The organism is Nocardioides lentus, assembly GCF_039529515.1.
Classification (GTDB): domain Bacteria; phylum Actinomycetota; class Actinomycetes; order Propionibacteriales; family Nocardioidaceae; genus Nocardioides; species Nocardioides lentus.
In genome coordinates, this window is the sequence record NZ_BAAAMY010000001.1 from 480,201 (window position 1) to 502,573 (window position 22,373).

Below are 22,373 nucleotides of genomic sequence, written 5' to 3' on the forward strand. Positions count from 1 at the left end.
CGCGGCATGTCTGCCGAGCGCCCCCCGACCCGCACGTCCGGCCCCGCGGCGGCCGTCGGCGTGGAGGAGCTGGCCCGCAAGCTGGACTCCCGCGACGTCGTCGGCGTCAGCATCGGCTGGGTCGACAACAACGGGATCGTCCGCAGCCGCACGGTGCCGGTCGCCGAGCTGCCCGCCGCCTCGCGGCGCGGGGTCGGCAACACCGCCGCCTTCGCGGTCTTCGACTCCCACGACGGCATCACCTTCGCCCACGAGGGCCTCTCGACGCCGTCCGGCGACGTGCGGCTGACCCCGGTCCTCGACGGCCCGCTGGGCGTGACGGCGCAGTCCGGGCTCCCCGGCTTCGCGTGGGTCCCCGGGCGCCAGCTCACCGGTGACGGCGAGCCGTGGGCCTACGACCAGCGCGCCGTGCTGGAGCGCCAGCTCGACCGCGCCGCCGACGCCGGCTACACCTTCGTCGCGGGGTTCGAGATGGAGATGGTCGTCTCGCACGAGGACGACCCGCACGAGCCCACCGGCGACGTCGTCCCCGCGCACCGCGGCCCGGCGTACTCCGCCAACGCGATGCGCGACGTCTCCGGCTTCTGCCGCGCGCTGCTGGCCGACCTGGCCGCCGACGGGATCCGGATCGGCCAGCTGCACGCCGAGTACGGCGGGTCGCAGGTCGAGATGTCGCTCAGCCCGCTGCCCGGGGTCGGCGCCGCCGACGCCCAGGTGCTGGCCCGCCAGACCGCGCACGCCGCCGCCCAGCGCCACGGCCTGCGGCTGTCCTTCGCGCCGGTGACCACGCTGGCCGGCGCCGGCAACGGCTGGCACCTGCACAGCTCGCTGTCCGGCCCGGACGGCACCAACGCCCTCGCCGGCGACGGGCCGCACGGCCTGTCCCCGGCCGGGCTGGGTTACGTCGCCGGGCTGCTGCGGGAGCTGCCGGGCGTCACCGCGGTCACCGCTCCCAGCTCCGGGTCGCTGCTGCGCCGTCGCCCGGGCTTCTGGGCCAGCGCCTACGGCTTCTGGGGCGTCGAGAACCGTGAGGCGGCCGTCCGGCTGGTGCCCCCGAGCGCCCTGCTCGGCGCCGAGGTCACCAACGTGGAGCTCAAGGCCTCCGACGCCTCGGCCAACCCCTACCTGTCCCTGGCCGTCGTCCTCGCCGCCGGTCTGGCCGGCGTCGCGGACGGCGCCGTCCCGCCGGACCCGATCGGCGAGGACGTCGGCACGTGGTCCGAGGAGCGGCGCGAGGCCGCGGGCATCACCGCCCTCGCCACGACCCCCGAGCGGGCCCGCGCGGACCTGCTGGGCAGCGCGCTGGTGCGCGACGTGCTGGGCGAGGACCTGCTCGGCGCGTTCGTCGCCTGCCGCGACGCCGACGCCGCCTGGGCCGCCCCGCGCACGGCCGACGAGGTCGTCGCGTCGCTGAGGTGGCAGTACTGAGCGCCGCGACCCCCGCGGGGGAGACCCCGGGCCTGGTGCGCTTCACCGGCGCGGAGCAGGTGCTCGCCGCCCAGCGCGCCTCCCTGCCGCAGCCGGACCAGATGTGCGGGCCGTTCGCGGCGCACGTCGCGCTGCACGCGCTGGCCCGCGGACCGCAGGCGATCCCGGGCCTGCTGGAGCTCGCGCGGTGTGCCGGCACCCGGGTGTACCCGGAGGACCTGCCGGAGGCCCGGCCCCCGGGCGTCGAGTCCGTGCCCCTCGGCTGGGACGAGCTGCCCCACGCGCCCTCGCCGTACGACGGCGGCACCGAGGCCGCCGGCCTCGCCGCCGGCCTGATCTCCTGCACCGGCGGGATGGTCGGCGTGGTGCCCGTGCGCCAGGCGGCGCCCGGCCCGTGGCCGGCCTACGAGCTGACGACGCTGCTCGGCGACGTCGCGGCGGCGCCCTACCCGGTCGGGGTGGTCGCCAACGTGGCGACCGGCCCGCTCGGCGGCATCGACGGCGACACGACCTGGGACGTCGGCCACTTCGTCGTGATCTGGGGCCTCGACGCGGACGCCGGGCTGGTGGCTCTCGCGGACAACTACGTGCAGCTCACCGGTGAGGGCATGCCGCCGGGCTGCCGGCTGGTCACCGTCGAGGCTCTCGGCGAGGCGCTCGGCCAGGAGCCCGGTCGGGGCCTGCTGCTCCTCGCGCCACCCGAGCGGGCCGCCCTGCTGGCCGAGCGCAGCGTCGAGCTCGGCATGGTGCTGGAGGCCTGGCGCGCCTGAGGGTGACGGCCGGGCCCGGCTGGGTTATGGTCCCGCGGACGACAATCGTTCTCAGCCCGAACCGGAGGTGCCCGGTGACCACGACGAGCGCGGCCCCGCCCGGGTCGCGGACCCCGCGCCGGCGCCGGGTCGGCCAGACCGAGGCCGTGCTGGTCGTCGTCCTGGGCGCCCTCGCCGCGCAGTCCTGGCTGGTGCCGCGCCTGACCGACGAGGCCCTGCGCACGTGGAGCACGGTCTTCGTCGCGATCGTCGTGCAGGCGGTGCCGTTCCTCGTGCTCGGGGTCCTGCTGGCCGCCGTCATCGCCCACCTCGTCTCCGACCGGGTGCTGGCTCGCGTCGTGCCGTCGCGGCCGGTGCTCGGGGTGCCCGCCGCCGGCCTGGCCGGCGTCGCGCTGCCCGGTTGCGAGTGCGCGTCCGTGCCGGTCTCGGCCAGCCTGGTCCGCCGCGGGGTGGCGCCCGCGGTCGCGCTGACCTTCATGCTCGCCGCGCCGGCGGTCAACCCGGTCGTCCTCGTCGCCACCGCGGTGGCCTTCCCGGACCAGCCGCTGGTGGTCGTCGCCCGGTTCCTCGCCTCCCTGCTGACCGCCGTGGTCGTCGGATGGCTGTGGGTGTGGCGGGGCGGCGCGGTGCCGATGCGCCTGCCCCGGGGCGGAGGGGCCCACGGCCACGGCGGCTCGTTCCTCGGCTCGGTGCAGCACGACTTCCTCCACGCCGCCGGCTTCCTCGTGCTGGGCGCGGGCGTCGCGGCCGCGGTCGGGACCTTCGTGCCCCGCGCCGTGCTGGACTCGGTCGCCGGGCACGTGCTGCTCGCGGTGGTCAGCATGGCGGCCTTCGCCTTCGTCGTCGCGATGTGCTCGGAGGCCGACGCCTTCGTCGCGGCGAGCCTCTCCGCCTTCTCCGACACCGCCAAGCTCGTCTTCATGGTCGTGGGACCCGCGATGGACATCAAGCTCGCCTCCCTCCAGGTCGGCACCTTCGGGCGCTCGTTCGCGCTCGTGTTCGTGCCGCTCGTGCTGGTCGTCGCCACCGGCAGCGCCGTGCTGGTCGGCGGGTGGCTGCTGTGAGCCGCGGGCCGTCGCGGGGGCGCATGCTGCCCACCACCCAGGCGCTGGTGCTGACCCTCGTCGGCGCGACGCTGGTGCGGCTGACGCTGACCGAGGCCCACCTGCGCTACGTCAACGACTGGATGCGCTGGCCCCTGCTCGCCAGCGGCGTGCTGCTCGTCGTGGTCGCGCTGCTGCAGGTGCTGCGCCCGGGCGCGGTGCGCACGGGCCGGGGGGAGCCCGACGAGCAGGACGACCACGGCGTCTCGCGGGCCGCCTGGCTGCTGCTCGCGCCCGTCCTGGTCGTGTTCACGATCAGCCCGCCGGCGCTCGGGGCGTGGTCCGCCGAGCGGTCGTCCAACGAGGTCCCGGCCCGCGAGGCCGAGGGCGCGGAGCTTCCGCTGCCGCCGTCCGAGGGGCCGCTCGAGATCGAGGTCGTCGACTTCGTCGTCCGCGTCCAGTACGACGACGCCCGGTCGCTGGAGGGACGCGACGTGTCGGTCGTGGGCTTCGTCAGCGGCGACGACGAGGGCAACTGGTACGTCACCCGGATGTCGATGGCCTGCTGCGCCGCCGACGCCTCGGCCAGCCGGATCATGGTCACCGGCGCCGACGCGCCGCCCCGCGACTCGTGGGTGCGGGTGACCGGTCGGTGGGACCCGCTCGACGGCGGCCGGCCGCGGTCGGCGATGGCCGCGAGCGCCGTCGAGCCCGTGGCGGCCCCCCTCGACCCGTACGGATGACGCCCGCGTCCTCGCTCGACCGGATACCTTCCCTGTCATGGGGCCGCCCGCACGAGGGGGCCCACCGCAGGAAGCAGGTCGATGAGCGACCACCCGGGCGCGAGCCCCCAGACCGCCCCGGACCCCGAGCCGTCGGACCCCGTGCCGTCGGACCCCGTGCCGTCGGACCCCGAGCCGACGGACCCCGAGGCACGGCTGCGGCTGCCGGTCGTGCTGACCGGCCGGTCCCGGCGCCACCGGGTGATCAGGGCCGTGGCCGTGACCGCGCTGGTCGTGGTGCTGGTCGTCGTCGCGGGCGGGTTCCTGCTCCTGCAGCGCCTGGACTCCAACATCACCGCCGACCCGATCACCGACCAGCTCACCGACCGGCCCGAGCGCACCTACACCGGACCGGACGGCCCGCTCAACATCCTGGTCCTGGGCTCGGACTCCCGTGACGGTGAGGGCAACGACATCGACGGCCTGCAGGGCCTCGGCGCCCGGGCGGACACCACGATCCTCCTGCACGTCTCCGCCGACCGGGAGACCGTCTACGGCGTGAGCCTGCCGCGCGACGCCGTCGTCGACCGGCCCGACTGCCTCGACGACGCCGGGGAGACGCTGCCGGGGGAGTCGCAGGTCCTGTTCAACACGGCGTACGCGGTCGGCGGCGCGGCGTGCGCCGTGGCGACGGTGGAGCGTCTCACCGACGTGTTCGTCGACCACTACGTCGTCGTGGACTTCCAGGGCTTCGGTGACATGGTCGAGGCCGTCGACGGCGTCGAGGTCTGCATCCCCGAGCCCGTGGAGGACCCCGAGCGCGACATCTTCCTCGAGGCGGGCACCCAGACGCTGGACCGCGACGCGGCCCTCGACTACGTGCGCGAGCGCTACCAGCTCTCGGCCAACTCCGACATCGGGCGCATGAAGCGCCAGCAGTCGTTCCTGGCCTCGCTCGTCAACAAGGTGGCCTCCCGGGGCGTGCTGGCGCGCCCCGACCGGCTCTATCGGTTCCTCGACGCCGCGACCAGCTCGCTGACCACGGACCCGGGGTTCGCCAACACCCGCCGGCTGGTCGGGCTCGGCCTGCAGCTGGAGGGCACCGGCCTGGAGAACATCGAGTTCACCACGGTCCCCCTCGAGGCCTACCCGGCCGACCCCAACCGGCTGCAGTGGACCGGCGAGGCCGAGGGGCTGTGGCAGCTGATCCGCGACGACGAGCCGTTGAGCCCGGAGTACTCCGCCGACGCCATCGCCGCCGACCAGCCCGTGCCCGGCGAGACCGGCGGTTCCGGCTCGGGCGGCTCGGGCGGCTCGGGCGGCTCGGGCGGCTCGGGCGGCTCGGGGTCGGGTGGTGGTGACGCCGGCCCGTCGCCGTCCGAGTTCGGCCTCTGCGGCTGACGCGGACCGCGCCGGTCGGCGTCAGGCGCCGAGCATCCCCCGCAGGTACGCCGCCTGGCCGAGGTGCTGGGTGTCGTCGCCCAGCACGCTCACCAGGCGCACGCCGACCGTGACCGGCGGGTCCCACCCGGCGTCGACGACCCGGTCGAGCTCCTCGGGGGTCACGGCGTCGGCGAGCCACGCGGTCGTCGACGCGGTCACGGCGGCCAGGTAGTCGGCGAGCAGGTCGCCGGGCGCGCGGACGGCCGAGACCTGCTCCGAGGAGTGGCCGTAGCCGATGTCGTCGTCGGCCAGCGGCAGCCCGAACCGCGACGACCAGCCGTCGGCGGTCCACAGCTGCTCGGCGCCGCGCAGGTCGGCGACGTGGTCGTCCTGCACCCGGGCGGCGTGCCAGACGAGCCAGGCGATCGGGTTCACCGGGTCACCGCCCAGCTCGGGCCGACGGGTCAGGGTCGCGTCGTCCAGGTCGGCCACGGCGGCGCGGCCCAGGTCCGGGAGGCGGTCGAAGGCGTCGACGAGCAGCTCGGCGGGGGTCATGCCCCCGACGCTACGCCGGGCCGGGGACGCTCAGCGCACGCCGGCGGCGTCGAGCAGCGAGCCGACCTGGGCGTCGAAGGCGCGGTCGAGGTCGCCGAACAGGGCCGAGAGCTGGCCGCAGGTCTCCAGCACGAGGTGGCCCTGCAGACCGGTGAGCATCGCGAGGCAGCCGCTGACCACGCGCGCGTCCAGCCCGCCGACCAGGTCGAGGAACACCGGGTGCACCAGGCGCGCGGAGCGGTCGGTGCAGCGGGCCGCGTCGACGTCGATCTCGCCGGCCGCGAGCGCCGCGGTGAACAGCTCCAGCACCGGGCCGTAGAACCACCGCATGGCGCGGACGGACGCGGCCCGGTCCTGCGTCGTACGACGGCGTGGCGACAGCAGCGTCCACAGCTCGGCGGGGTGCGCCAGCGCCCAGCCGCGGTAGGCCCGGGCGACGGCGACCAGCCGGTCGCGGCTGGCGGCGCCGGCGGTCGCCTCCAGCGCGGGCCGGACGGCGTCGTGGGCCTCCGAGACGAGCTCGAACATCACGTTGGCGACGAGCTGCTCGCGTGACTCCACCAGCCGGGACACCTCGCGCGGGTCGAGGCCGGCGCGGCGGGCCACCGCGCGCAGCGACAGCTCGTCGGGGCGCTGGCACAGCTCGGCGCGGGCGGCGGCCGTCACGCGGGCCGCGGCCTCGAGGCGGGCCGGGCTGGGACGGTCGGCGAGAGGCAGGTCGCGACCGGACGGTGTGGTGACCACGGAGATCGTCATCTCGCCTCCCGGCGACGGTGGGTGTGCCGGGGACGCTAGACCGGCCCGGCACCCACCGCAGGCGAACGCCCAGATCGCCGTCATGATGGAGGGGTGGTCGTCCAGCTCCAGCTCACGGTCGTCGCGCTCTCCCTCCTGGTCGGCGTGGTCGCCGCGGCGTACCTCGTGCCGGACCGGCGTCCCGACCGGCTCCTGCTCGGGCTGACCGCCCTGCTCGAGCTCGCGCTCGTCGTCCAGCTGGTGGTCGGGATCGTGCTGCTCGTCTCGGAGTCGCCCGACATCTCCGGCGCCACCTTCGTCAGCTACCTGGTCGGCATGCTGCTCCTCCCGCCGGTCGCGGCCTGGTGGGCGCTGGGGGAGCCGAGCCGCTCGGGCACGGTCGTGCTGGTCGTGCTGGGCGTGACCGTCCCGTTCCTGGTGCTCCGGCTGCAGCAGATCTGGGACCCGACGTGGATCGTGTGAGCCCGTCCGGGGCGTCCCCGCCGCCCTCGCGGTCCGCCTCGCCCACGGCCACCGGGCCCGGACGGGTGCTGGTCGCCGTCTACGGGCTGTTCGCGATCGCGGCCACGGGTCGCTCGGTGCTCCAGCTGACGACGCAGGCCTCCGAGGCGCCGCTTCCCTACGCGCTGTCCGCGCTCGCGGCGCTGGTCTACGTCGGCGCCACCGTCGGGCTCGCGGTCGACCGGCCCTGGGCACGCTCCGTCGCGTGGGTCGCGGTCGGCGTCGAGGCGGTGGGCGTGCTGGTCGTGGGGACGCTCAGCCTCGCCGACCCCGTCCTGTTCCCCGACGACACGGTGTGGTCCGGCTACGGGCGGGGCTACGGGTTCCTGCCCCTCCTGCTCCCCGCGGTGGGACTGTGGTGGCTCGCGCGGACCCGACCCTCGTCCGGCACCCCCACCCGGCGCTGAGCCGGAAGCATCCGCCCACCCCCACCGTTACGAACCACGGACGACCACCACCCCCCAGACGCTCGAAGGAGCCCTGCCGTGACCGCTCTGACCGACTTCACCGCGACCACGATCACCGGCGGCGAGCAGCCGCTGTCGGCGTACGAGGGCAAGGTCGTGCTCGTGGTCAACACCGCGTCGCAGTGCGGTTTCACGCCCCAGTTCGAGGGGCTCGAGAAGCTCCACCAGGACTACGGCGACCGCGGCCTCGTGGTGCTGGGGTTCCCCAGCGACCAGTTCAACCAGGAGCTCGGCACGGCCGACGAGATCGGCGAGTTCTGCCAGAAGAACTACGGCGTGAGCTTCCCGATGTTCGACAAGGTCGCGGTCAACGGCGACGAGGCCCACCCGCTGTTCCGGTGGCTGACCTCGGAGAAGGGCGGCCTGCTCGGCAGCCGCATCAAGTGGAACTTCACCAAGTTCCTCGTCGGTCGCGACGGCCAGGTCGTCAAGCGCTACGGCTCGACCACCAAGCCGGAGAAGATCGCCGCCGACATCGAGAAGCAGCTCGGCCGCTGAGCGCCGCCACGAGGGGTACCGGACCACCCATGCGCGTCCTGGTCACCGGTGCCACCGGCTACGTCGGCTCCACGCTCGTCCCCGAGCTCGTCGCCGCCGGCCACGAGGTGACCGCGGCGACCCGCTCCGCGTTGGACCCCGACGCCTGGCCCGACGGGGTCACCCCGCGCCACTTCGACGTCGGTGAGCCCGACAGCGTCCGTGCGGCGCTGGAGGGCCAGGACGCGGCGTACTACATGGTCCACTCGATGGAGCACGTCGACTTCGCGCAGCTCGACCGGGAGGCCGCGCTGCTGTTCGCGCAGTCGTGCGAGGCCGCCGGGGTGAAGCGGATCGTCTACCTCTCCGGGCTGATCCCCGACGACGTCCTCTCCGAGCACCTGCGCAGCCGGCTGGAGGTCGAGCAGATCCTGCTGCAGTCGTCGGTGCCTGCCGTGGTGCTGCGCGCCGCGATGGTCGTCGGCGCCGGCTCCACGTCGTACGAGCTGCTGAGCCGGATCAGCCGGCGCCTGCCGCTGACGCCGCTGCCCGCCTGGATGCACACGCGGATGCAGCCGGTCGCGATCGCCGACGTGCTGCACCTGCTGGTGCGCTCGCTGACCACCGACGCCGTCGACCGTGCCTACGACGTGGGCGGCGACGAGGTCGTCACCTACCCCGAGCTGCTCGACCTCTTCGCCTCCCTCGACGGGCGTCGTCGCCGGCAGCTCTCCGTGCCGCTCGCCCCGAAGTTCCTCGTCGGCCCGGTCGTCGCCGCCGTCGCCGGCATGGACTCCGACGAGGTCACCGCCCTCATCGACAGCCTCAGCCACGACATGGTCTGCGCCGACGACGACGTCCGCCACGCCGTCGCCGCCCCCGACCACGCCTTCACCGGCCTCCGCGACTCCCTGCTCGCCGCCATCGCCGGCCACTGACGCCGGCGGCGTCGGCCGCGGCCGGCGGGCACCGCCCCGCCGGCTGGTCCCTGACGTTCCGACGCCCGGACGGGCGCGATCGTTGTCTGGACGTCAGGGACCACCGCGTCGCGCGGTCGCGCGCACCCCTTGCGGACGTCGTCTCGTCGGCGTACGGTCACGATATATCGGTGAGTGTCGGCGACAGGTGTCGACGTGAGGGAGGCGACGAGCATGCGCGGGATGCACGGGATGTCGGGGATGCCCGGCGGCGGCTGGGGTGGGGCCTGGGGTGGTCACGGCGGGTCCGGGGGCCATCGGGGACGGCCGGGACCGCCGCCGTGGCTGGGGGAGATGCTGGGGTTCACGCGGCCGGAGCCGCCGCGGCCGCCGCGGGCCCGCAAGGGCGACGTGCGGGCGGCGATCCTCGACGTCCTCGCCGCCGAGCCGATGAACGGCTACCAGCTCATCCAGCAGATCGCCGAGCGCAGCGGCGGGGCCTGGCGCCCCAGCCCCGGCTCGGTCTACCCGACGGTCCAGCAGCTCGAGGACGAGGGCCTGGTCGAGGGCGACCAGGCGGCCGGACGGCGCACCCTGCGGCTCACCGCGGAGGGCGAGTCCTACGTCGCCGACCACCCCGAGGAGCTCGCCGCGGTCTGGGAGCCGTTCCTCGACACCCCGGCGTCCGGCCGTGGCGGTGGTGGCGACTTCGCCTCCTTCATGCCCGAGGTGGGCCAGACGTTGAGCGCGGTATGGCAGATCGTGTCCTCGGGCACCGAGGAGCAGCGCCGCCAGGCGGTCGCGATCATGACCGACGCCCGTCGCCGGCTCTACCAGGTGCTGGCCGACGGCGACCCGGCCGAAGCGCCCGACGGTGCGACGGACGGGACCGGTGACGAGGGACCACGAGGGGAGCTGCGATGAGCGGGTACGACGGCTCCTCCCTGCGCATCGGCGACGCCGAGCGCGACACCGCCGCCGCCGCCCTGGGCGAGCACTTCGCCTCCGGTCGCCTCGACTCCGACGAGTACGACGAGCGCGTGGCGGCGGTGTGGACGGCCAAGGTCCGTGGCGACCTGCCGGTGCTCTTCGCCGACCTGCCCGGCGGTCCGCCGGAGTCGCTGCGACTCGGCCCCGCGCCGTCCGCCCCCCGCGCCCGGTCCGGCGCGGCCGGGCCGGCGTCGGGCGTCGCGCAGGGTCGTGCGCGGGCGGTGGCCCGGCGGGCCGGCGAGCTGCCGACCTGGGTGCTCGTGGTCGCCGGGATCGTGCTGGTGCCCACGGCGTTCGTCGTGGTCTCCTCCGCGCTGCCGCTGATCGTCGCGGCCCTCGCCGTGTGGTTCTTCCTCAAGGGGCCGGGCCGCTGCGACGCGCAGGGCCACCACCCCTGGAACCGGGCCGTGCGCCGGTGACCGACCCCCGGGGCCGCCCGTGACGGACCGACAGCGCTTCGCCGGCGCCATCGCCGGCGTCGGCAGCACGAGCGGCACCCGGGTCGTCGTCGGCCGCTGGGACGACGGGCCCTGGGGCCGGTTCGCCGACGTGATGGTCGAGACCGCCGAGGGCGAGCGGGTGCTGCTCGCCCCTACCGCGCGGGTGCGCGACTTCGTGACCGCGACGTACACCTTCGACGCGGTGCGCCTCGAGCCCGTCTCGGTGACGGGCGGCCCGCGGGCCTGGCAGGTCCGCACCCCCTCGCTCACGCTCGACCTCCTGGTCGGTGGCCGGACCGCCCTCGGGGTGCTGCTGCGCGGCGTACCGACGCGGCTCGCCGCCGCCCCGGCCTGGTGCACCCTCACCGACCCCGTCGCCCGCGTGGTGATGCGCGGGGTCCGCACCCGCGGCACCGCCCGCCACGGTCGGCGCGAGTACTACGGCGCCACCGACGTGCACGCGATCACCGGGCTGGAGGGCGAGCTCGACGGCGTCGACCTCGGGGCGCTCGCACCCGTCGACCCGCCGTGCCGCTTCGGCTTCTCCTCGACGCCGCGCCGTCCGTCCGTCACCTCCGTGGTCACGACGGTCGAGACGCCCTAGTCTCACCCGGGGCCGGCGCGTGACCGGCGTCACCTCCGGAGGTCCTCGTGCGTCGTCGTCACCGCTCCACTCTCCTGGCCGCGCTGCTCGCGCTCGCCGTCCCCGCCGCTGCGCTGAGCGCGGTCGCGGCGCCCGCCGCGGCCGACCCGGCCGGCGCCCGCGCCGAGGCGCCGCTGCGCTACGTCGCGCTGGGCGACTCCTTCAGCGCGGCCTCCGGCGTGCTGCCCCCCGACCTCACCGCCCCGGCGCTGTGCCAGCGCTCGACGCGCAACTACCCCCACGTCATCGCCCGCCGCACCGGGGCGCGGCTGACGGACGTCACCTGCGGCGGCGCGGAGACCGGCGACTACTTCGCCGCGCAGTACCCCGACGCCCCCCGCCAGCTCGACGCCCTCGACGAGCGCACCCAGCTGGTGACGATGACCATCGGCGGCAACGACGGGGGCGTCTTCGTGGGCGCCATCGCCCGCTGCGGCGCGCTCGGCGCCGCGTCGCTCGGGCAGGGCAGCCCGTGCCGGGACACCTTCGGCTCCGAGCTCGTCGACCAGGTCCGCTCCGAGACCTATCCGGCGCTCGTGCGCACGCTGCGCGCCACGCACCGTGCGGCCCCCCGTGCGCGCGTCGCCATCCTCGGCTACCCGCAGCTGCTCCCGCGGCGCGTCGGCTGCTACCCCCAGATGCCGATCGCCCGCGGCGACGTGCCCTACCTGCGCAACCTCCAGGCCGTGCTCAACGCCGGCGTGCGGCGCGCGGCCCGCCTCACGGGATCGACGTACGTCGCGATCCCCGCGGCGTCCGAGGGCCACGACGCCTGCCAGGCGCCGGGCGTGCGGTGGATCGAGCCCGTCGTCGGTGGCACCAACCCCGTCGTGGTGCACCCGAACGCCTTCGGCGAGGCGCGGATGGCGACGCTGACCATGCAGCGCCTGGGCCTGCGGCGGGGCTGAGCCCCGGCGCGGCAGGGGCCCGACGGGCCCGGACGTACGACGAGGCCCGGGGCGGGAGCCCCGGGCCTCGTGCGTAGGAGTGGGTCAGGCAGCCTGCGCGGTCAGGGCGACCTGCGACGTGACGTCGGCAGGAGTGCTCCACCGGGCCTCGAGACGGGTACCGCCCCGCGTGTCAGGCACCTCGACCCAGTGCATGACCGGACGGTCGTCGACCGTGATGTCCATGGCGTCCACCTTTCGTTCACCTTCTGTTCACCAACCATAGCCGACGTGTTCACGGAACACGAGTCGCTCGTGTGGCGGACGTGGGGCCCGGTGACGCAGGTGGAACGTTAGCGCCGGGTGGGGCGGAGGTCGGCGACCCCCAGCGACGTGGCCTCGCGGGCCCGGTCGCACAGCGCGGCGGAGCCGGCCAGCACGCTGTAGGCGAGCCGCGGGTCGGACCACACGCACCACGCGTGGTCGTCGGGCCACAGCGCCGAGACCGGCTGCGACTGCCGCAGGCGCGGCTCCCAGGTGCTCCACACCAGCGAGCCCAGGCGCCCGCCGACCAGCACGAAGTCGAGCTCGGAGCGCACGAGCAGCCCGAGGTCGAGCGGCGGCTGCGGCCACACGTCGGGCGCCGGCTCCCAGGACGCGGAGGTCGCCGGGCTGCGGGTGCCGCTGACGGCGATCAGCAGGTGGGTGAGCAACCGCTTCTGCTCGGCGCCGAGCTCGCCGCGCCGCGGGCCCCGGTACGGCGGGAACCGCTCGTCGCGCGCCGCCCGGGTCCCGGGGTGCAGGAGCGCGACGGCGGCCTCGTGACCGGGCGGCACCCGGTCGAGAGTGCCGTGGGGGCCGAGCCAGTCGTCGAACCACGCCGCCTGCGCGCGGGACGGGGGACGTGGCACGCGCGCACTTTACTTGCGTCCGCGCGGTCGGCGTCCCCGGATCCCGACCGCGGGCGCGGCGAGCCCACACGATCGGGCACGCTCGGGAATCGGCTCCCGCGCCGTCGGCCCACTACCCTTGACCGGTGAACGACGCAACACCCGAGACCACGACCACCTTCGACGACCTCGCGCTGGCAGAGCCCGTGCGCAAGGCGCTCAAGGACGTGGGCTACGAGACCCCCAGCCCCATCCAGGCGGCGACCATCCCGCCGATGCTCGCCGGACGTGACGTCGTCGGGCTCGCCCAGACCGGCACGGGCAAGACCGCGGCGTTCGCGCTGCCGGTGCTGTCCAACCTCGACGTCGCCGACAAGCGCGCGCCCCAGGTGCTCGTCCTCGCCCCGACCCGCGAGCTCGCGCTCCAGGTCTCCGAGGCGTTCGGCCGCTACGCCGCCCGGATGAAGGGCGTCCAGATCCTGCCCGTCTACGGCGGTCAGGCGTACGGCGTGCAGCTGTCCGCGCTGCGCCGCGGCGTCCACGTCGTCGTGGGCACGCCCGGCCGGATCATGGACCACCTGGAGAAGGGCACCCTCGATCTGTCGGCGCTCCGGTTCCTCGTGCTCGACGAGGCCGACGAGATGCTCAAGATGGGCTTCGCCGAGGACGTCGACACGATCCTCGCCTCCACGCCGCCGACCAAGCAGGTCGCGCTGTTCTCCGCCACGATGCCGGCCGCGATCCGCCGGATCGCCGAGAAGCACCTCGACGACCCGGTCGAGATCCGCGTCGAGAACCAGTCGCGCACCGCGGACAACATCACCCAGCGCTGGCTGACGGTGTCCTACCCCCGCAAGGTCGACGCCCTCACGCGCATCCTCGAGGTCGAGAACTTCGAGGGGATGATCGTCTTCGTCCGCACCAAGAACGAGACCGAGACGCTCGCCGAGAAGCTCCGTGTGCGCGGCTTCTCCGCGATGGCCATCAACGGCGACGTCGCCCAGGTGCAGCGCGAGCGCACCGTCAACCAGCTGCGCAACGGCAAGCTCGACATCCTCGTCGCCACCGACGTCGCGGCCCGCGGCCTCGACGTCGAGCGGATCAGCCACGTCGTCAACTACGACATCCCCACCGACCCGGAGGCCTACGTCCACCGGATCGGGCGCACCGGCCGCGCCGGGCGCTCCGGCGACGCCATCTCCTTCGTGACCCCGCGGGAGAAGGGCCTGCTGCGGCACATCGAGAAGTCGACCCGGCAGAAGATCACCCCGATGGAGCTGCCGAGCGTCGAGGACGTCAACACCACCCGGCTCGCGCGCTTCGACGACGCGATCACCGAGGCGCTGTCGTCCGACCGGCTCGAGTTCTTCCGCGAGACCGTCGCGCACTACGTCACCAACCACGACGTCCCCGAGATGGACGTCGCCGCCGCCCTGGCCGTGGTCATGCAGGGCGACGAGCCGCTGCTGCTCTCGCCCGAGGCCGACCGGCCCGAGCGACCGGCCCGCGACCGCGACGACCGTCCGTCCCGCTCGGGCGACGGTCCGGGCTCCGGCCCGGGTCGCGGCCGCCCCGGGTCCGACCGGCCCCGCCGCGGTGGCGGGGGCCCGATGTCGGCGTACCGGATCTCGGTGGGCAAGCGCCACAAGGTGCAGCCCCGCCAGATCGTCGGCGCCATCGCCAACGAGGGCGGCCTGGCCCGCGGCGACTTCGGCCACATCGACATCCGCGCCGACCACTCCATCGTGGAGCTGCCGGCCGAGCTGCCCCCGGGCGCGTGGGACAAGCTCCGCGGCACGCGCATCTCGGGCAAGCTCATCGAGCTCAAGCCCGACTCCGGCCCGGCCAAGCCCCACCGCAAGGGCTGAGCCCCCGCGCGTCAGCGCAGGCGGCCCACCCAGCCGGCGGCGGCGCTGCCGCGGGTGCGCAGCCACTCCCAGCGGGCGCCGACGGCGAGCAGCAGCGCGCCCGTGCCGGCCAGCACCAGCCACTGGGGCACGACCTGGGCCGCACCCGACAGGTGCGCGAGCACGCACACCGCGACCACGACCTCGCCGGCGACGAGCAGGGCCGCGACCCGGAGGCGGGCGCCGAGGACGGCGACCGCGCCGCCGACGGCGGTGTAGGCCAGGGACCGGGGCAGGGCGTCGGCCCAGCCGGCGTCCCAGGTCGTGGTCAGCGCGGCCACGGCACCGGGCACCAGGGCCACCAGCAGGCCGGGCAGGAGCGTCGCGGCGGTCGGGAGCCAGCCGGAGCCGGTACGGCGGACGGCCGCCGCCCAGCCGACGCCCGCCGCGACGAGCAGCAGGCCGGCGGGCACCGTGAACCGCTCGACCGGGGTCTCGAGCGCGCTGTCGCCGAGGGCGACGCCCCAGGCCAGGGCGGCGGCCGCACCGGCGGTCCACCACAGCGCGCCCCGGGGGGCGGCGTCAGGCCCGAGCCGGGGGGCGAGTCCGGCCGCCGCGGTCGCGGCGGTCACGACGAGCAGGGCGGCGAGCGTGAGGGCCTGCGAGCCCCCCTCGCCCACCAGCGCCGGCACGGCCAGCGAGCCGAGGGCCAGGACGCCCACCGCGGCGGCGAGCGGCACCACGGGCAGCGCCCGCAGGTGGGCGACGGCGACGAGGAGCAGGCCCGCGACGACGAGCAGGGGGAGGCTGGGCAGCCCCCAGGCCTGCGTGCCGACGACGAGCGAGACGGCGCCCGCGCCGAACCCGGCCGCCGCCGTGCGGGCGGCCACCGCGGGCACCGCCGACGGCGCCAGCCGGCGACCCAGCAGGACGACGCCGGCCCAGCCGAGGAGCGCCGCCGCGTAGGGCACGGCCCGCTCGACCTCGACGACCCAGGCGAGCAGCGACAGCACCGAGGCGCCGCCGGCGACGGTGAGCACCAGGGTCCACGACCAGCGCGGCCAGGGGGTCGCGCTCGCCGCGGCGACGGCCAGCGCCAGCACGGCGGTGGTCGCGGTGTGGGCGAGGACGTCGTCGGCCAGCCCGGCGGCGGTCAGGCCCGCGGTGAGCACGCCCACCGCCGCGGCCAGGGTCGCCGAGACCGACCAGCTGCGGATCCCGGTCACGGCGACCGCCGCGACCCAGAGGGCCGCGAGCACCCCGGACACCGCCGTCGCCCACCCGGCGTACGCCGTGGGGGAGAGGTCGACGCCGACGATCGCGGGCCCGGCGTACCCCGCGGTGGCGACCAGCGACGCGGACACCGAGGCGAGGGCGCCGGCCGCGCCGGAGAGCCGCCCGCGCAGCGCGACCGCGCCGCCGCCCAGGGCGAGGCCCAGGAGGACGAGGATGCCGATCCGGCCGCCGGGGCCCACGAGCGCCCACGCCACAGCGGCGAAGAACAGCCCCGCCAGCCCGAGCAGCACCGCACCGGTGCCGAGCAGCAGGCCCTGCACGCCGCTCGGCCCGGACGCCGGGGCGGCCATCGGGGCGCCGGACGGCCCCGGGGCCCCGGGCCCTCCCGCCCGGGCGTCGAGCGGACGGCCCGCGTGGAGCGCCTGCAGCCGCCCGACGACCCCCGCGCGTCGGGCGAACAGGGCGTCCAGCTGGCCGTCGATCCAGCGCAGCTCGGTCAGGAGCTCCTCGGGGGAGCCGTGCCGGGGGCGCTCGTCGGTCTCGGTCATGGGTCCAGCGTGCGCCCGGGGAGGCCCCCGGCGCATGGGTCCGCGTACTCAACCCGCCCGGGTCCGTCCGAGCCCGAGGCGGGCCGAGGGGTCCGCGGGCCTCAGCCGACGGCGCGCTGGGCGCGCTGCGCCGCGAGCCGGACGGCGGCGTTGGGCGCGCCGTAGCCGTCGTAGGCGCCGCGGCGCTCGACCAGCTCGAGGAACACGCCCCCGATGGTCGGGGTGTAGAAGTGGACGAACTCGCCGTCGGCGTCGCGGTCGTAGAGCAGGTCGAGCTCGCGGAGCTCGGCGAGCACCGCGGCGGGCAGGCCGAAGCGGGCGTCGAGGTCGTCGTAGTAGTTGGCGGGCACGGGCAGGAACCGCAGCCCGCGCTCGCGGGCCCGGCGGGCCACGCCGACGACGTCGCCGCAGCGCACCGCGACGTGCTGGGCGGGCAGCGGCGAGGTGGGCGGGGCCATGTTGAGCGGGATCCGCACGGTCCCGTCGTCGGTCCGCATCACCTGGCTGCGCACCAGGCCCGCGGGGCCCGGCACCTCGGTCGAGGCGCCCGACGACAGACCCAGCACGCTCGTCCAGAACAGGACGGCCTCGTCGAAGTCCTGCCACGGCTGCGCGAGGTTGACGTGGTCCACGACCGCACCGGCCCCGAGCGCGCCGGGCCGGTCCGCGCCCCCGGTGAACTCGTCGCGCCACGAGGAGCCCGCGCCGCCGAAGGAGATCTCGGTGCCGTCCGGGGCGGCGACGACCCGGAGCACCTGCTCGCCCGCGAACGTGCGGCGGAACACCGGGGGGGCGCCCAGCGCCGCGGCCCGGGCCGCCGCCTCCCCGGCGTCGTCGACCACGACCCCGAGGCCCGCGAGGTGGGGCGCCTCGGCGCGGAACTGCTCGTTGAGCACGACGTGGGCGTCGCCGGCCGACCACAGCCGCACGGGCTTGCTGCGGTGGCGACCCCGGAAGGTGAAGCCGAGCAGGTCCAGGGTCTCGTCGAGCTCGGCGAGGTCGGCGCCCGCGAGCTCGACGAAGTCGACCGCCTCGGGCGCCCCGGGGTGCGCCAGGACCTCGGAGCCGGCCCGGTCCGACAGCCACGCCAGCGACCGTCGGGCGTGGGCGGCGGTGCGGACGACGTCGGTCTGGCGGAAGGTGTCGTTGAAGACCTCCAGCGACAGCGGCCCGACGTACCCGGCGGCGAGCACGTGGCCCAGGAAGCCGACCAGGTCGAAGTCGCCCTCCCCGGGGAACAGCCGGTGGTGGCGGCTCCACGAGAGCAGGTCCATGTCGAGGGCGGGGGCGTCGGCGAGCTGCAGGAAGTAGATCTTCCGGCCGTCGATCTCGCGGATCGCCGACGGGTCGTCGCCACGCGACAGGATGTGGAAGCTGTCCAGGCAGGTGCCGAGGTTGGGCCGATCCGCGGCCTGCACGAGCCGCCACGCGTGGCGGTAGTCCGCGACGTACCGGCCCCAGGCGAGCGCCTCGTAGGCGATCCGGACCCCGTACGGCGCGGCCAGGTCGGCGAGACGGCCGAGCTGGTCGGCGGCGACCGCGTCGTCGTCGACGGTGGCCGTGCCGGCGTTGCTGCAGACCAGGACCGTGTCCGCGCCGAGGCGCTGCATCAGGGCGAGCTTGGCCTCCGCGCGCCGCAGGGTGTCGGCGAACGTCGCCTCGTCGACCCCCTCGACGTCGCGGAACGGCTGGAACAGGTCGATGCCCAGCCCGAGCCGGTCGCAGAGCGCCCGGACCTCCTCCGGCGACTCGTACGCCGCGACGAGGTCGGCGTCCATGATCTCGACCCCGTCGAACCCGGCCGCGGCGCAGGCGTGGAGCTTCTCGACGAGGCCACCGGACAAGCACACGGTGGCGATGGAGGTCCGCACGCCGGGCAATGTACCAACCAGTACATTGCCTGCGGAAGAGCTCGGCCGGCCGGCCCCTAGGGTGGGGGCGTGGTCGAGCCGGAGCGTCAGCGCGACGCCGTACGCACCCGCGCGGAGCTGCTCGCCGTCGCCACCGAGGTCTTCTCCGAGTCCGGCTACTCCGGGGCCCGCGTCGACGAGATCGCGGAGCGCACCCGCACCACGAAGCGGATGATCTACTACTACTTCGGCGGCAAGGAGGGCCTCTACCTCGCCGTGCTCGAGGAGGCCTACCGCGGGATCCGCGAGGCCGAGCGGGGCCTCGACGTCGGGGAGCTCGGCCCCCTCGAGGCCATGCGCCGGCTGGCCGAGACCACGTACGACCACCACGTGGCCCACCAGGACTTCATCCGCCTCGTCGCGATCGAGAACATCCACCGCGGCGAGCACATGCGCCGCATCGAGTCGCTGCGCGACCTCGGGCAGCCCGCGATGTCGCTCGTCGACGAGGTCCTCGCCCGCGGCCGTGACGAGGGCGTCTTCCGCGCCGACGTCGAGGCCTTCGACGTGCACCTCGTGATCAGCGCGTACTGCGTCTTCCAGGTCGCCAACCAGTACACCTTCGGCCACCTCTTCGGCCGCGACCTCGCCGCGCCCGAGAACGCCGCCCACCTGCGCGGGCTCATCGGCGACGTCGTCGTCTCCTGGCTGACCCGCCGCTGACCCGCCGTCGACCCGCCGCTGACCCGCCGTCGACCCGCCGCTGACCCGCCGTTGACGCGCCGCGCCTGAGCCCGCGAGGAGGCGACGCGCGTCGGGGCCCCGCGGCCCGACGGGACCGAATCCCCACGTGACCGTTGACACACGGTCGCGCCTCGTGTGACCCTCATCGCAGCGTACGTACCAGTTAGTACATAAGCGGGAGACCCCATGGACACGCACCCCTACCTCGTCGGGCTCGTCGGCACCGGCGTCCGGCCGTCACTGACGCCGGCGCTCCACATGGCCGAGGCCGCGGCGCAGGGACTGTCCTACGTCTACCGCCCGATCGACCTCCTCGAGCACGACCTGGCCCCCGCCTCGATCGGCGACCTGCTGGACCAGGCGCGGGTCTTCGGCTTCGACGCCCTCAACGTCACCCACCCCTGCAAGCAGCTCGTCCTCGCCCACCTCGACGAGGTCGACCCGGTCGCCGCCGGCCTCGGCGCGGTCAACACGGTGCTGCTGCGCGCCGACGGCACCACCGTCGGCCACAACACCGACACCACCGGCTTCGAGACCGCCGTGCGCACCCACCTGCCCGACGCCGACCTCACGGAGGTCGTCATGCTCGGCGCCGGGGGAGCGGGCGCCGCCGTCGCCGCCGGCCTGGCCCGCCTCGGGGTCGAGCACCTCGTCGTCGTCGACGTCGACGAGGACCGCGCCACCCGCCTCGCGCACGACCTCGCCCTGCGCCACCCCGCCGTCCGCGCCGACGGCGCGAGCCCCGACAAGCTGCCCGTCCTGATGGACGCCGCCACCGGCCTGGTCCACTGCACCCCCACCGGGATGGCCGAGCACCCGGGCCTGCCCCTCGACGCGACGCTGCTGCACGGCGACGCCTTCGTCGCCGACATCGTCTACCGGCCGCTGCGCACCGCGCTGCTCGACGCCGCCGAGGCCGCGGGCTGCCGCACCCTCGACGGCGGCCACATGGCCGTCGGCCAGGCCGTCGACGCCTTCCGCCTGATCACCTCGCTCGAGCCCGACGTCGAGCGCATGTCCCGCCACCTGCGCGACCTCGTCGCGCGGGCCGGGTCCTGACCTCCGCCGTTCCTCCCCGGCCCACCCGGCCCCCCCAACCAGCCCGACCAGCCCGCCCAGCCCGACCAGCCCGACCCAGTCCGACGCAGAGCAGGAGCACGTCATGACCACAGCGACCCCCACGGTGCCGTCCGGAGCGCCCGACGACCCGGCGACCGCCGTCAAGACCCCCAAGAAGGCCGCCGCGGCGAGCTTCATGGGCAGCGCGGTGGAGTACTACGACTTCTTCATCTTCGGCTCCGCCGCCGCGCTGATCTTCCCGACGGTGTTCTTCCCGTCCGACAACGACGCGGCCCTGGTCATGAGCTTCGCGACCTTCGGGTTCGCCTACGTCGCCCGCCCGTTCGGTGCCGTGATCCTGGGCCACTTCGGCGACAAGGTCGGGCGCCAGAAGGTCCTGATGTTCACGCTCGTCCTGATGGGCCTCTCGACCTTCATCATCGGCTGCCTGCCCGGCTACGGGACGATCGGCTGGGCCGCGCCCGCGCTGCTCGTGCTGTGCCGGCTGATGCAGGGCCTCTCGGCCGCCGGCGAGCAGGCCGGCGCCAGCTCGCTCACGCTCGAGCACGCGCCCGACGACCGCCGCTCCTTCTTCACCTCCTGGACCCTGACCGGCACCCAGGGGGGCCAGATCCTCGCCGCCCTCGTGTTCATCCCCGTGCTCGCGCTGCCCGACGACATCAAGTTCACGTGGGGCTGGCGCATCCCGTTCTGGCTCTCGGCCCTGGTCGTCGTGGTCGCCTACTTCATCCGCCGTACCCTCACCGAGCCGCCGGAGTTCGCCGAGGCCAAGGCCACCGGCCAGGTCGCCAAGCTTCCCTTCGTCGAGCTGATGCGCCACCACGGCTGGGACGTCGCCCGCGTCGTCTGCTGCGCCTTCATCGCCGCCGTCTCCACCGTGTTCGGCAACCTCGCCCTCGCCTACGGCGCCGAGGTCGGCCTCGCGGACTCCGTCACCCTGTGGCTCGTCGTGGTCGCCAACGTGGTCGCGCTCTTCACCCAGCCCCTCTTCGGGATGCTCGCGGACCGCGTCGGCCGCAAGCCGGTCTTCGTCTACGGCGCGGTCTCCAGCGCGGTCCTGATGCCCTTCTACATGCGCTCGATGTCCGGTGACTCCGAGCTGCTCGTCTTCGCCCTCGGCATCGCGACCTTCTCGCTCGGCTACGCGTCCGCCAACGCGGTGTGGCCCTCGTTCTACGGCGAGATGTTCTCGCAGAAGGTCCGATTCTCCGGCATGGCCATCGGCACGCAGCTCGGCTTCCTGATGGCCGGCTTCGCGCCGACGATCGTCACCGCCCTCGGCGGCGTGCAGGAGGGTGGCTGGGTCGTCATCGCCGGCTTCACCGCCGTCATCTGCGCCGTCGCGACCGTCGCGGCCCTCACCGCCCGCGAGACCCGCGCCGTCCCCACCGCCCGGCTCGGTCGGCGCGAGCCCGACCGGGAGCCCGTCGCGGCCTGAGGCCGGGTCAGGGGCGGGTGAACGAGCGGCCGATGCCGCGGGCGGCGACCTGGAGGCCGGACAGCAGGCGGGTGCGGTCGCGGCGCAGGTCGGCGACGACCACCCCCAGGGCCGCGACGACCGTCTCGCCCCGGCGCACGGGGACGGCGAGCGAGCAGGCGCCCAGGCTCATCTCCTCGCGGGTCGTCGCCAGGTCCTCGCGGCGGACCGCCTCGAGCTGGCGCGAGAGCAGGCCCGGCTGCGTGACCGTGTACGGCGTGACGCCGCGCAGGTCGGCGAGCACCGCGCGCTGCACCTCGCGCGGGGCGTGGGCGAGCAGGACCTTGCCGACGCCGGTGGCGTGCAGCGGCAGCCGGGAGCCGACCGTCGAGACCACCGGCACCGAGGAGTGGCCGCGCAGACGGTCGAGGTAGAGCGCCTCCGTGCCCTCGCGCACGGCCAGGTGCACGGTCGCGCGGGTCGCGCCGAAGAGGTCGTGCAGGAACGGCGAGGCCACCTCGACCAGCCCGGCCCGGACGGGGGCCAGCAGGCCCACGTCCCAGAGTCGACGTCCCACCACGTAGGCCCCGTCGCCGGAGCGGGCGAGCGCCCCCCACGCGACCAGCTCCGCGACCAGCCGGTGGGCCGTCGAGAGCGGGATGTCGGCGCGCTCGGCGAGCTCGGTGAGCGTCAGGCGGCGGTGGTCCTCGTCGAAGGCCGCCACCAGCGCGAGCGCGCGCTGCGTGACGGACGCGCCCGACGCCGACCCCCCGGCCACCCGG

At 75.3% G+C, this 22,373-nt stretch carries 24 protein-coding genes; 17 read left to right on the forward strand and 7 right to left on the reverse strand.

The features are described 5' to 3' along the window. The first annotated feature begins 6 nt into the window (after nucleotides 1-6). The 5 genes from ABD158_RS02350 to ABD158_RS02370 all read left to right on the forward strand — a co-directional run bounded on the left by ABD158_RS02350 (nucleotide 7) and on the right by ABD158_RS02370 (nucleotide 5,364). Nucleotides 7-1,428: a type I glutamate--ammonia ligase gene (locus ABD158_RS02350; protein WP_344003139.1), complete on the forward strand. Its 1,422-nt coding sequence runs from the start codon at nucleotides 7-9 to the stop codon at nucleotides 1,426-1,428. After that, a complete protein-coding gene (locus tag ABD158_RS02355) occupies nucleotides 1,416-2,198 on the forward strand; it encodes a DUF6885 family protein (protein ID WP_344003142.1) in 783 nt (260 codons plus the stop codon). Before ABD158_RS02350 ends, ABD158_RS02355 begins: the two co-directional genes overlap by 13 nt. Before the next feature lie 74 nt (nucleotides 2,199-2,272). Then, nucleotides 2,273-3,262 (forward strand): permease, encoded by a 990-nt coding sequence (locus ABD158_RS02360; protein ID WP_344003145.1) that lies wholly within the window; start codon nucleotides 2,273-2,275, stop codon nucleotides 3,260-3,262. Between the two features lie 23 nt (nucleotides 3,263-3,285). Next, nucleotides 3,286-3,984: a TIGR03943 family putative permease subunit gene (locus ABD158_RS02365; RefSeq protein WP_344003148.1), complete on the forward strand. Its 699-nt coding sequence runs from the start codon at nucleotides 3,286-3,288 to the stop codon at nucleotides 3,982-3,984. Nucleotides 3,985-4,065: 81 nt separating this feature from the next. Then, entirely contained in the window at nucleotides 4,066-5,364 is a 1,299-nt protein-coding gene (locus ABD158_RS02370) for an LCP family protein (RefSeq protein ID WP_344003150.1), read from the forward strand. Between the two features lie 21 nt (nucleotides 5,365-5,385). On the opposite strand, the gene ABD158_RS02375 is transcribed toward ABD158_RS02370, so the two are convergent. Further along, the gene (locus ABD158_RS02375; protein ID WP_344003153.1) at nucleotides 5,386-5,901 is read right to left on the reverse strand and encodes a mycothiol transferase; all 516 of its coding nucleotides are present in this window, start codon (nucleotides 5,899-5,901) and stop codon (nucleotides 5,386-5,388) included. 30 nt (nucleotides 5,902-5,931) lie between these two features. After that, nucleotides 5,932-6,657, reverse strand: a complete 726-nt coding sequence (locus ABD158_RS02380) for a TetR/AcrR family transcriptional regulator (RefSeq protein ID WP_344003156.1) — start codon at nucleotides 6,655-6,657, stop codon at nucleotides 5,932-5,934. 93 nt (nucleotides 6,658-6,750) lie between these two features. Between ABD158_RS02380 and ABD158_RS02385 the strand changes: the two genes are divergently transcribed. The 8 genes from ABD158_RS02385 to ABD158_RS02420 all read left to right on the forward strand — a co-directional run bounded on the left by ABD158_RS02385 (nucleotide 6,751) and on the right by ABD158_RS02420 (nucleotide 12,000). Beyond that, nucleotides 6,751-7,119, forward strand: coding sequence for a hypothetical protein (locus ABD158_RS02385; RefSeq protein ID WP_344003159.1), 369 nt, complete (start codon nucleotides 6,751-6,753; stop codon nucleotides 7,117-7,119). Continuing rightward, nucleotides 7,116-7,565: a hypothetical protein gene (locus ABD158_RS02390; protein WP_344003162.1), complete on the forward strand. Its 450-nt coding sequence runs from the start codon at nucleotides 7,116-7,118 to the stop codon at nucleotides 7,563-7,565. The genes ABD158_RS02385 and ABD158_RS02390 overlap by 4 nt, the downstream gene beginning before the upstream one ends. 78 nt (nucleotides 7,566-7,643) lie before the next feature. Further along, nucleotides 7,644-8,123, forward strand: a complete 480-nt coding sequence (locus ABD158_RS02395) for a glutathione peroxidase (RefSeq protein ID WP_344003165.1) — start codon at nucleotides 7,644-7,646, stop codon at nucleotides 8,121-8,123. Between the two features lie 29 nt (nucleotides 8,124-8,152). Next, nucleotides 8,153-9,040, forward strand: a complete 888-nt coding sequence (locus ABD158_RS02400) for an NAD(P)H-binding protein (protein WP_344003168.1) — start codon at nucleotides 8,153-8,155, stop codon at nucleotides 9,038-9,040. Nucleotides 9,041-9,253: 213 nt separating this feature from the next. Continuing rightward, on the forward strand, nucleotides 9,254-9,943 hold the full coding sequence (locus tag ABD158_RS02405) for a PadR family transcriptional regulator (protein ID WP_344003171.1): 690 nt from the start codon (nucleotides 9,254-9,256) through the stop codon (nucleotides 9,941-9,943). After that, nucleotides 9,940-10,428 carry a DUF1707 SHOCT-like domain-containing protein gene (locus ABD158_RS02410; protein ID WP_344003174.1) on the forward strand — a complete coding sequence of 163 codons (489 nt, stop codon included), beginning with the start codon at nucleotides 9,940-9,942 and terminating at the stop codon, nucleotides 10,426-10,428. The genes ABD158_RS02405 and ABD158_RS02410 overlap by 4 nt, the downstream gene beginning before the upstream one ends. 19 nt (nucleotides 10,429-10,447) lie before the next feature. Continuing rightward, nucleotides 10,448-11,053, forward strand: a complete 606-nt coding sequence (locus ABD158_RS02415; RefSeq protein WP_344003177.1) for a hypothetical protein — start codon at nucleotides 10,448-10,450, stop codon at nucleotides 11,051-11,053. A gap of 47 nt (nucleotides 11,054-11,100) precedes the next feature. Continuing rightward, nucleotides 11,101-12,000: an SGNH/GDSL hydrolase family protein gene (locus ABD158_RS02420; RefSeq protein ID WP_344003180.1), complete on the forward strand. Its 900-nt coding sequence runs from the start codon at nucleotides 11,101-11,103 to the stop codon at nucleotides 11,998-12,000. An 84-nt stretch (nucleotides 12,001-12,084) separates the two neighbouring features. On the opposite strand, the gene ABD158_RS02425 is transcribed toward ABD158_RS02420, so the two are convergent. Then, entirely contained in the window at nucleotides 12,085-12,225 is a 141-nt protein-coding gene (locus ABD158_RS02425) for a hypothetical protein (RefSeq protein WP_344003183.1), read from the reverse strand. 107 nt (nucleotides 12,226-12,332) lie between these two features. Beyond that, nucleotides 12,333-12,890, reverse strand: a complete 558-nt coding sequence (locus tag ABD158_RS02430) for a hypothetical protein (RefSeq protein WP_344003186.1) — start codon at nucleotides 12,888-12,890, stop codon at nucleotides 12,333-12,335. Nucleotides 12,891-13,015: 125 nt separating this feature from the next. Here ABD158_RS02430 and ABD158_RS02435 point away from each other — a divergent pair, with 125 nt between their 5' ends. Beyond that, nucleotides 13,016-14,737 (forward strand): DEAD/DEAH box helicase, encoded by a 1,722-nt coding sequence (locus ABD158_RS02435; protein ID WP_344003189.1) that lies wholly within the window; start codon nucleotides 13,016-13,018, stop codon nucleotides 14,735-14,737. Nucleotides 14,738-14,748: 11 nt separating this feature from the next. Here the strand turns inward: ABD158_RS02435 and ABD158_RS02440 are convergent, their stop codons facing one another. Together ABD158_RS02440 and ABD158_RS02445 are read right to left on the reverse strand one after the other, a co-directional pair. After that, nucleotides 14,749-16,500: an SCO7613 C-terminal domain-containing membrane protein gene (locus ABD158_RS02440; RefSeq protein WP_344003192.1), complete on the reverse strand. Its 1,752-nt coding sequence runs from the start codon at nucleotides 16,498-16,500 to the stop codon at nucleotides 14,749-14,751. A gap of 101 nt (nucleotides 16,501-16,601) precedes the next feature. Next, a complete protein-coding gene (locus ABD158_RS02445) occupies nucleotides 16,602-18,371 on the reverse strand; it encodes a bifunctional sugar phosphate isomerase/epimerase/4-hydroxyphenylpyruvate dioxygenase family protein (protein ID WP_344003195.1) in 1,770 nt (589 codons plus the stop codon). A 69-nt stretch (nucleotides 18,372-18,440) separates the two neighbouring features. Here ABD158_RS02445 and ABD158_RS02450 point away from each other — a divergent pair, with 69 nt between their 5' ends. The 3 genes from ABD158_RS02450 to ABD158_RS02460 all read left to right on the forward strand — a co-directional run bounded on the left by ABD158_RS02450 (nucleotide 18,441) and on the right by ABD158_RS02460 (nucleotide 21,612). Further along, complete coding sequence (locus tag ABD158_RS02450; protein WP_344003198.1) at nucleotides 18,441-19,073, forward strand: TetR/AcrR family transcriptional regulator; 633 nt, start codon at nucleotides 18,441-18,443, stop codon at nucleotides 19,071-19,073. A gap of 207 nt (nucleotides 19,074-19,280) precedes the next feature. After that, nucleotides 19,281-20,153 (forward strand): shikimate dehydrogenase, encoded by an 873-nt coding sequence (locus tag ABD158_RS02455; protein WP_344003201.1) that lies wholly within the window; start codon nucleotides 19,281-19,283, stop codon nucleotides 20,151-20,153. Nucleotides 20,154-20,256: 103 nt separating this feature from the next. Beyond that, on the forward strand, nucleotides 20,257-21,612 hold the full coding sequence (locus tag ABD158_RS02460; RefSeq protein ID WP_344003204.1) for an MFS transporter: 1,356 nt from the start codon (nucleotides 20,257-20,259) through the stop codon (nucleotides 21,610-21,612). A gap of 7 nt (nucleotides 21,613-21,619) precedes the next feature. On the opposite strand, the gene ABD158_RS02465 is transcribed toward ABD158_RS02460, so the two are convergent. Beyond that, a complete protein-coding gene (locus ABD158_RS02465; RefSeq protein ID WP_344003207.1) occupies nucleotides 21,620-22,369 on the reverse strand; it encodes an IclR family transcriptional regulator in 750 nt (249 codons plus the stop codon). Nucleotides 22,370-22,373 lie beyond the last annotated feature (4 nt).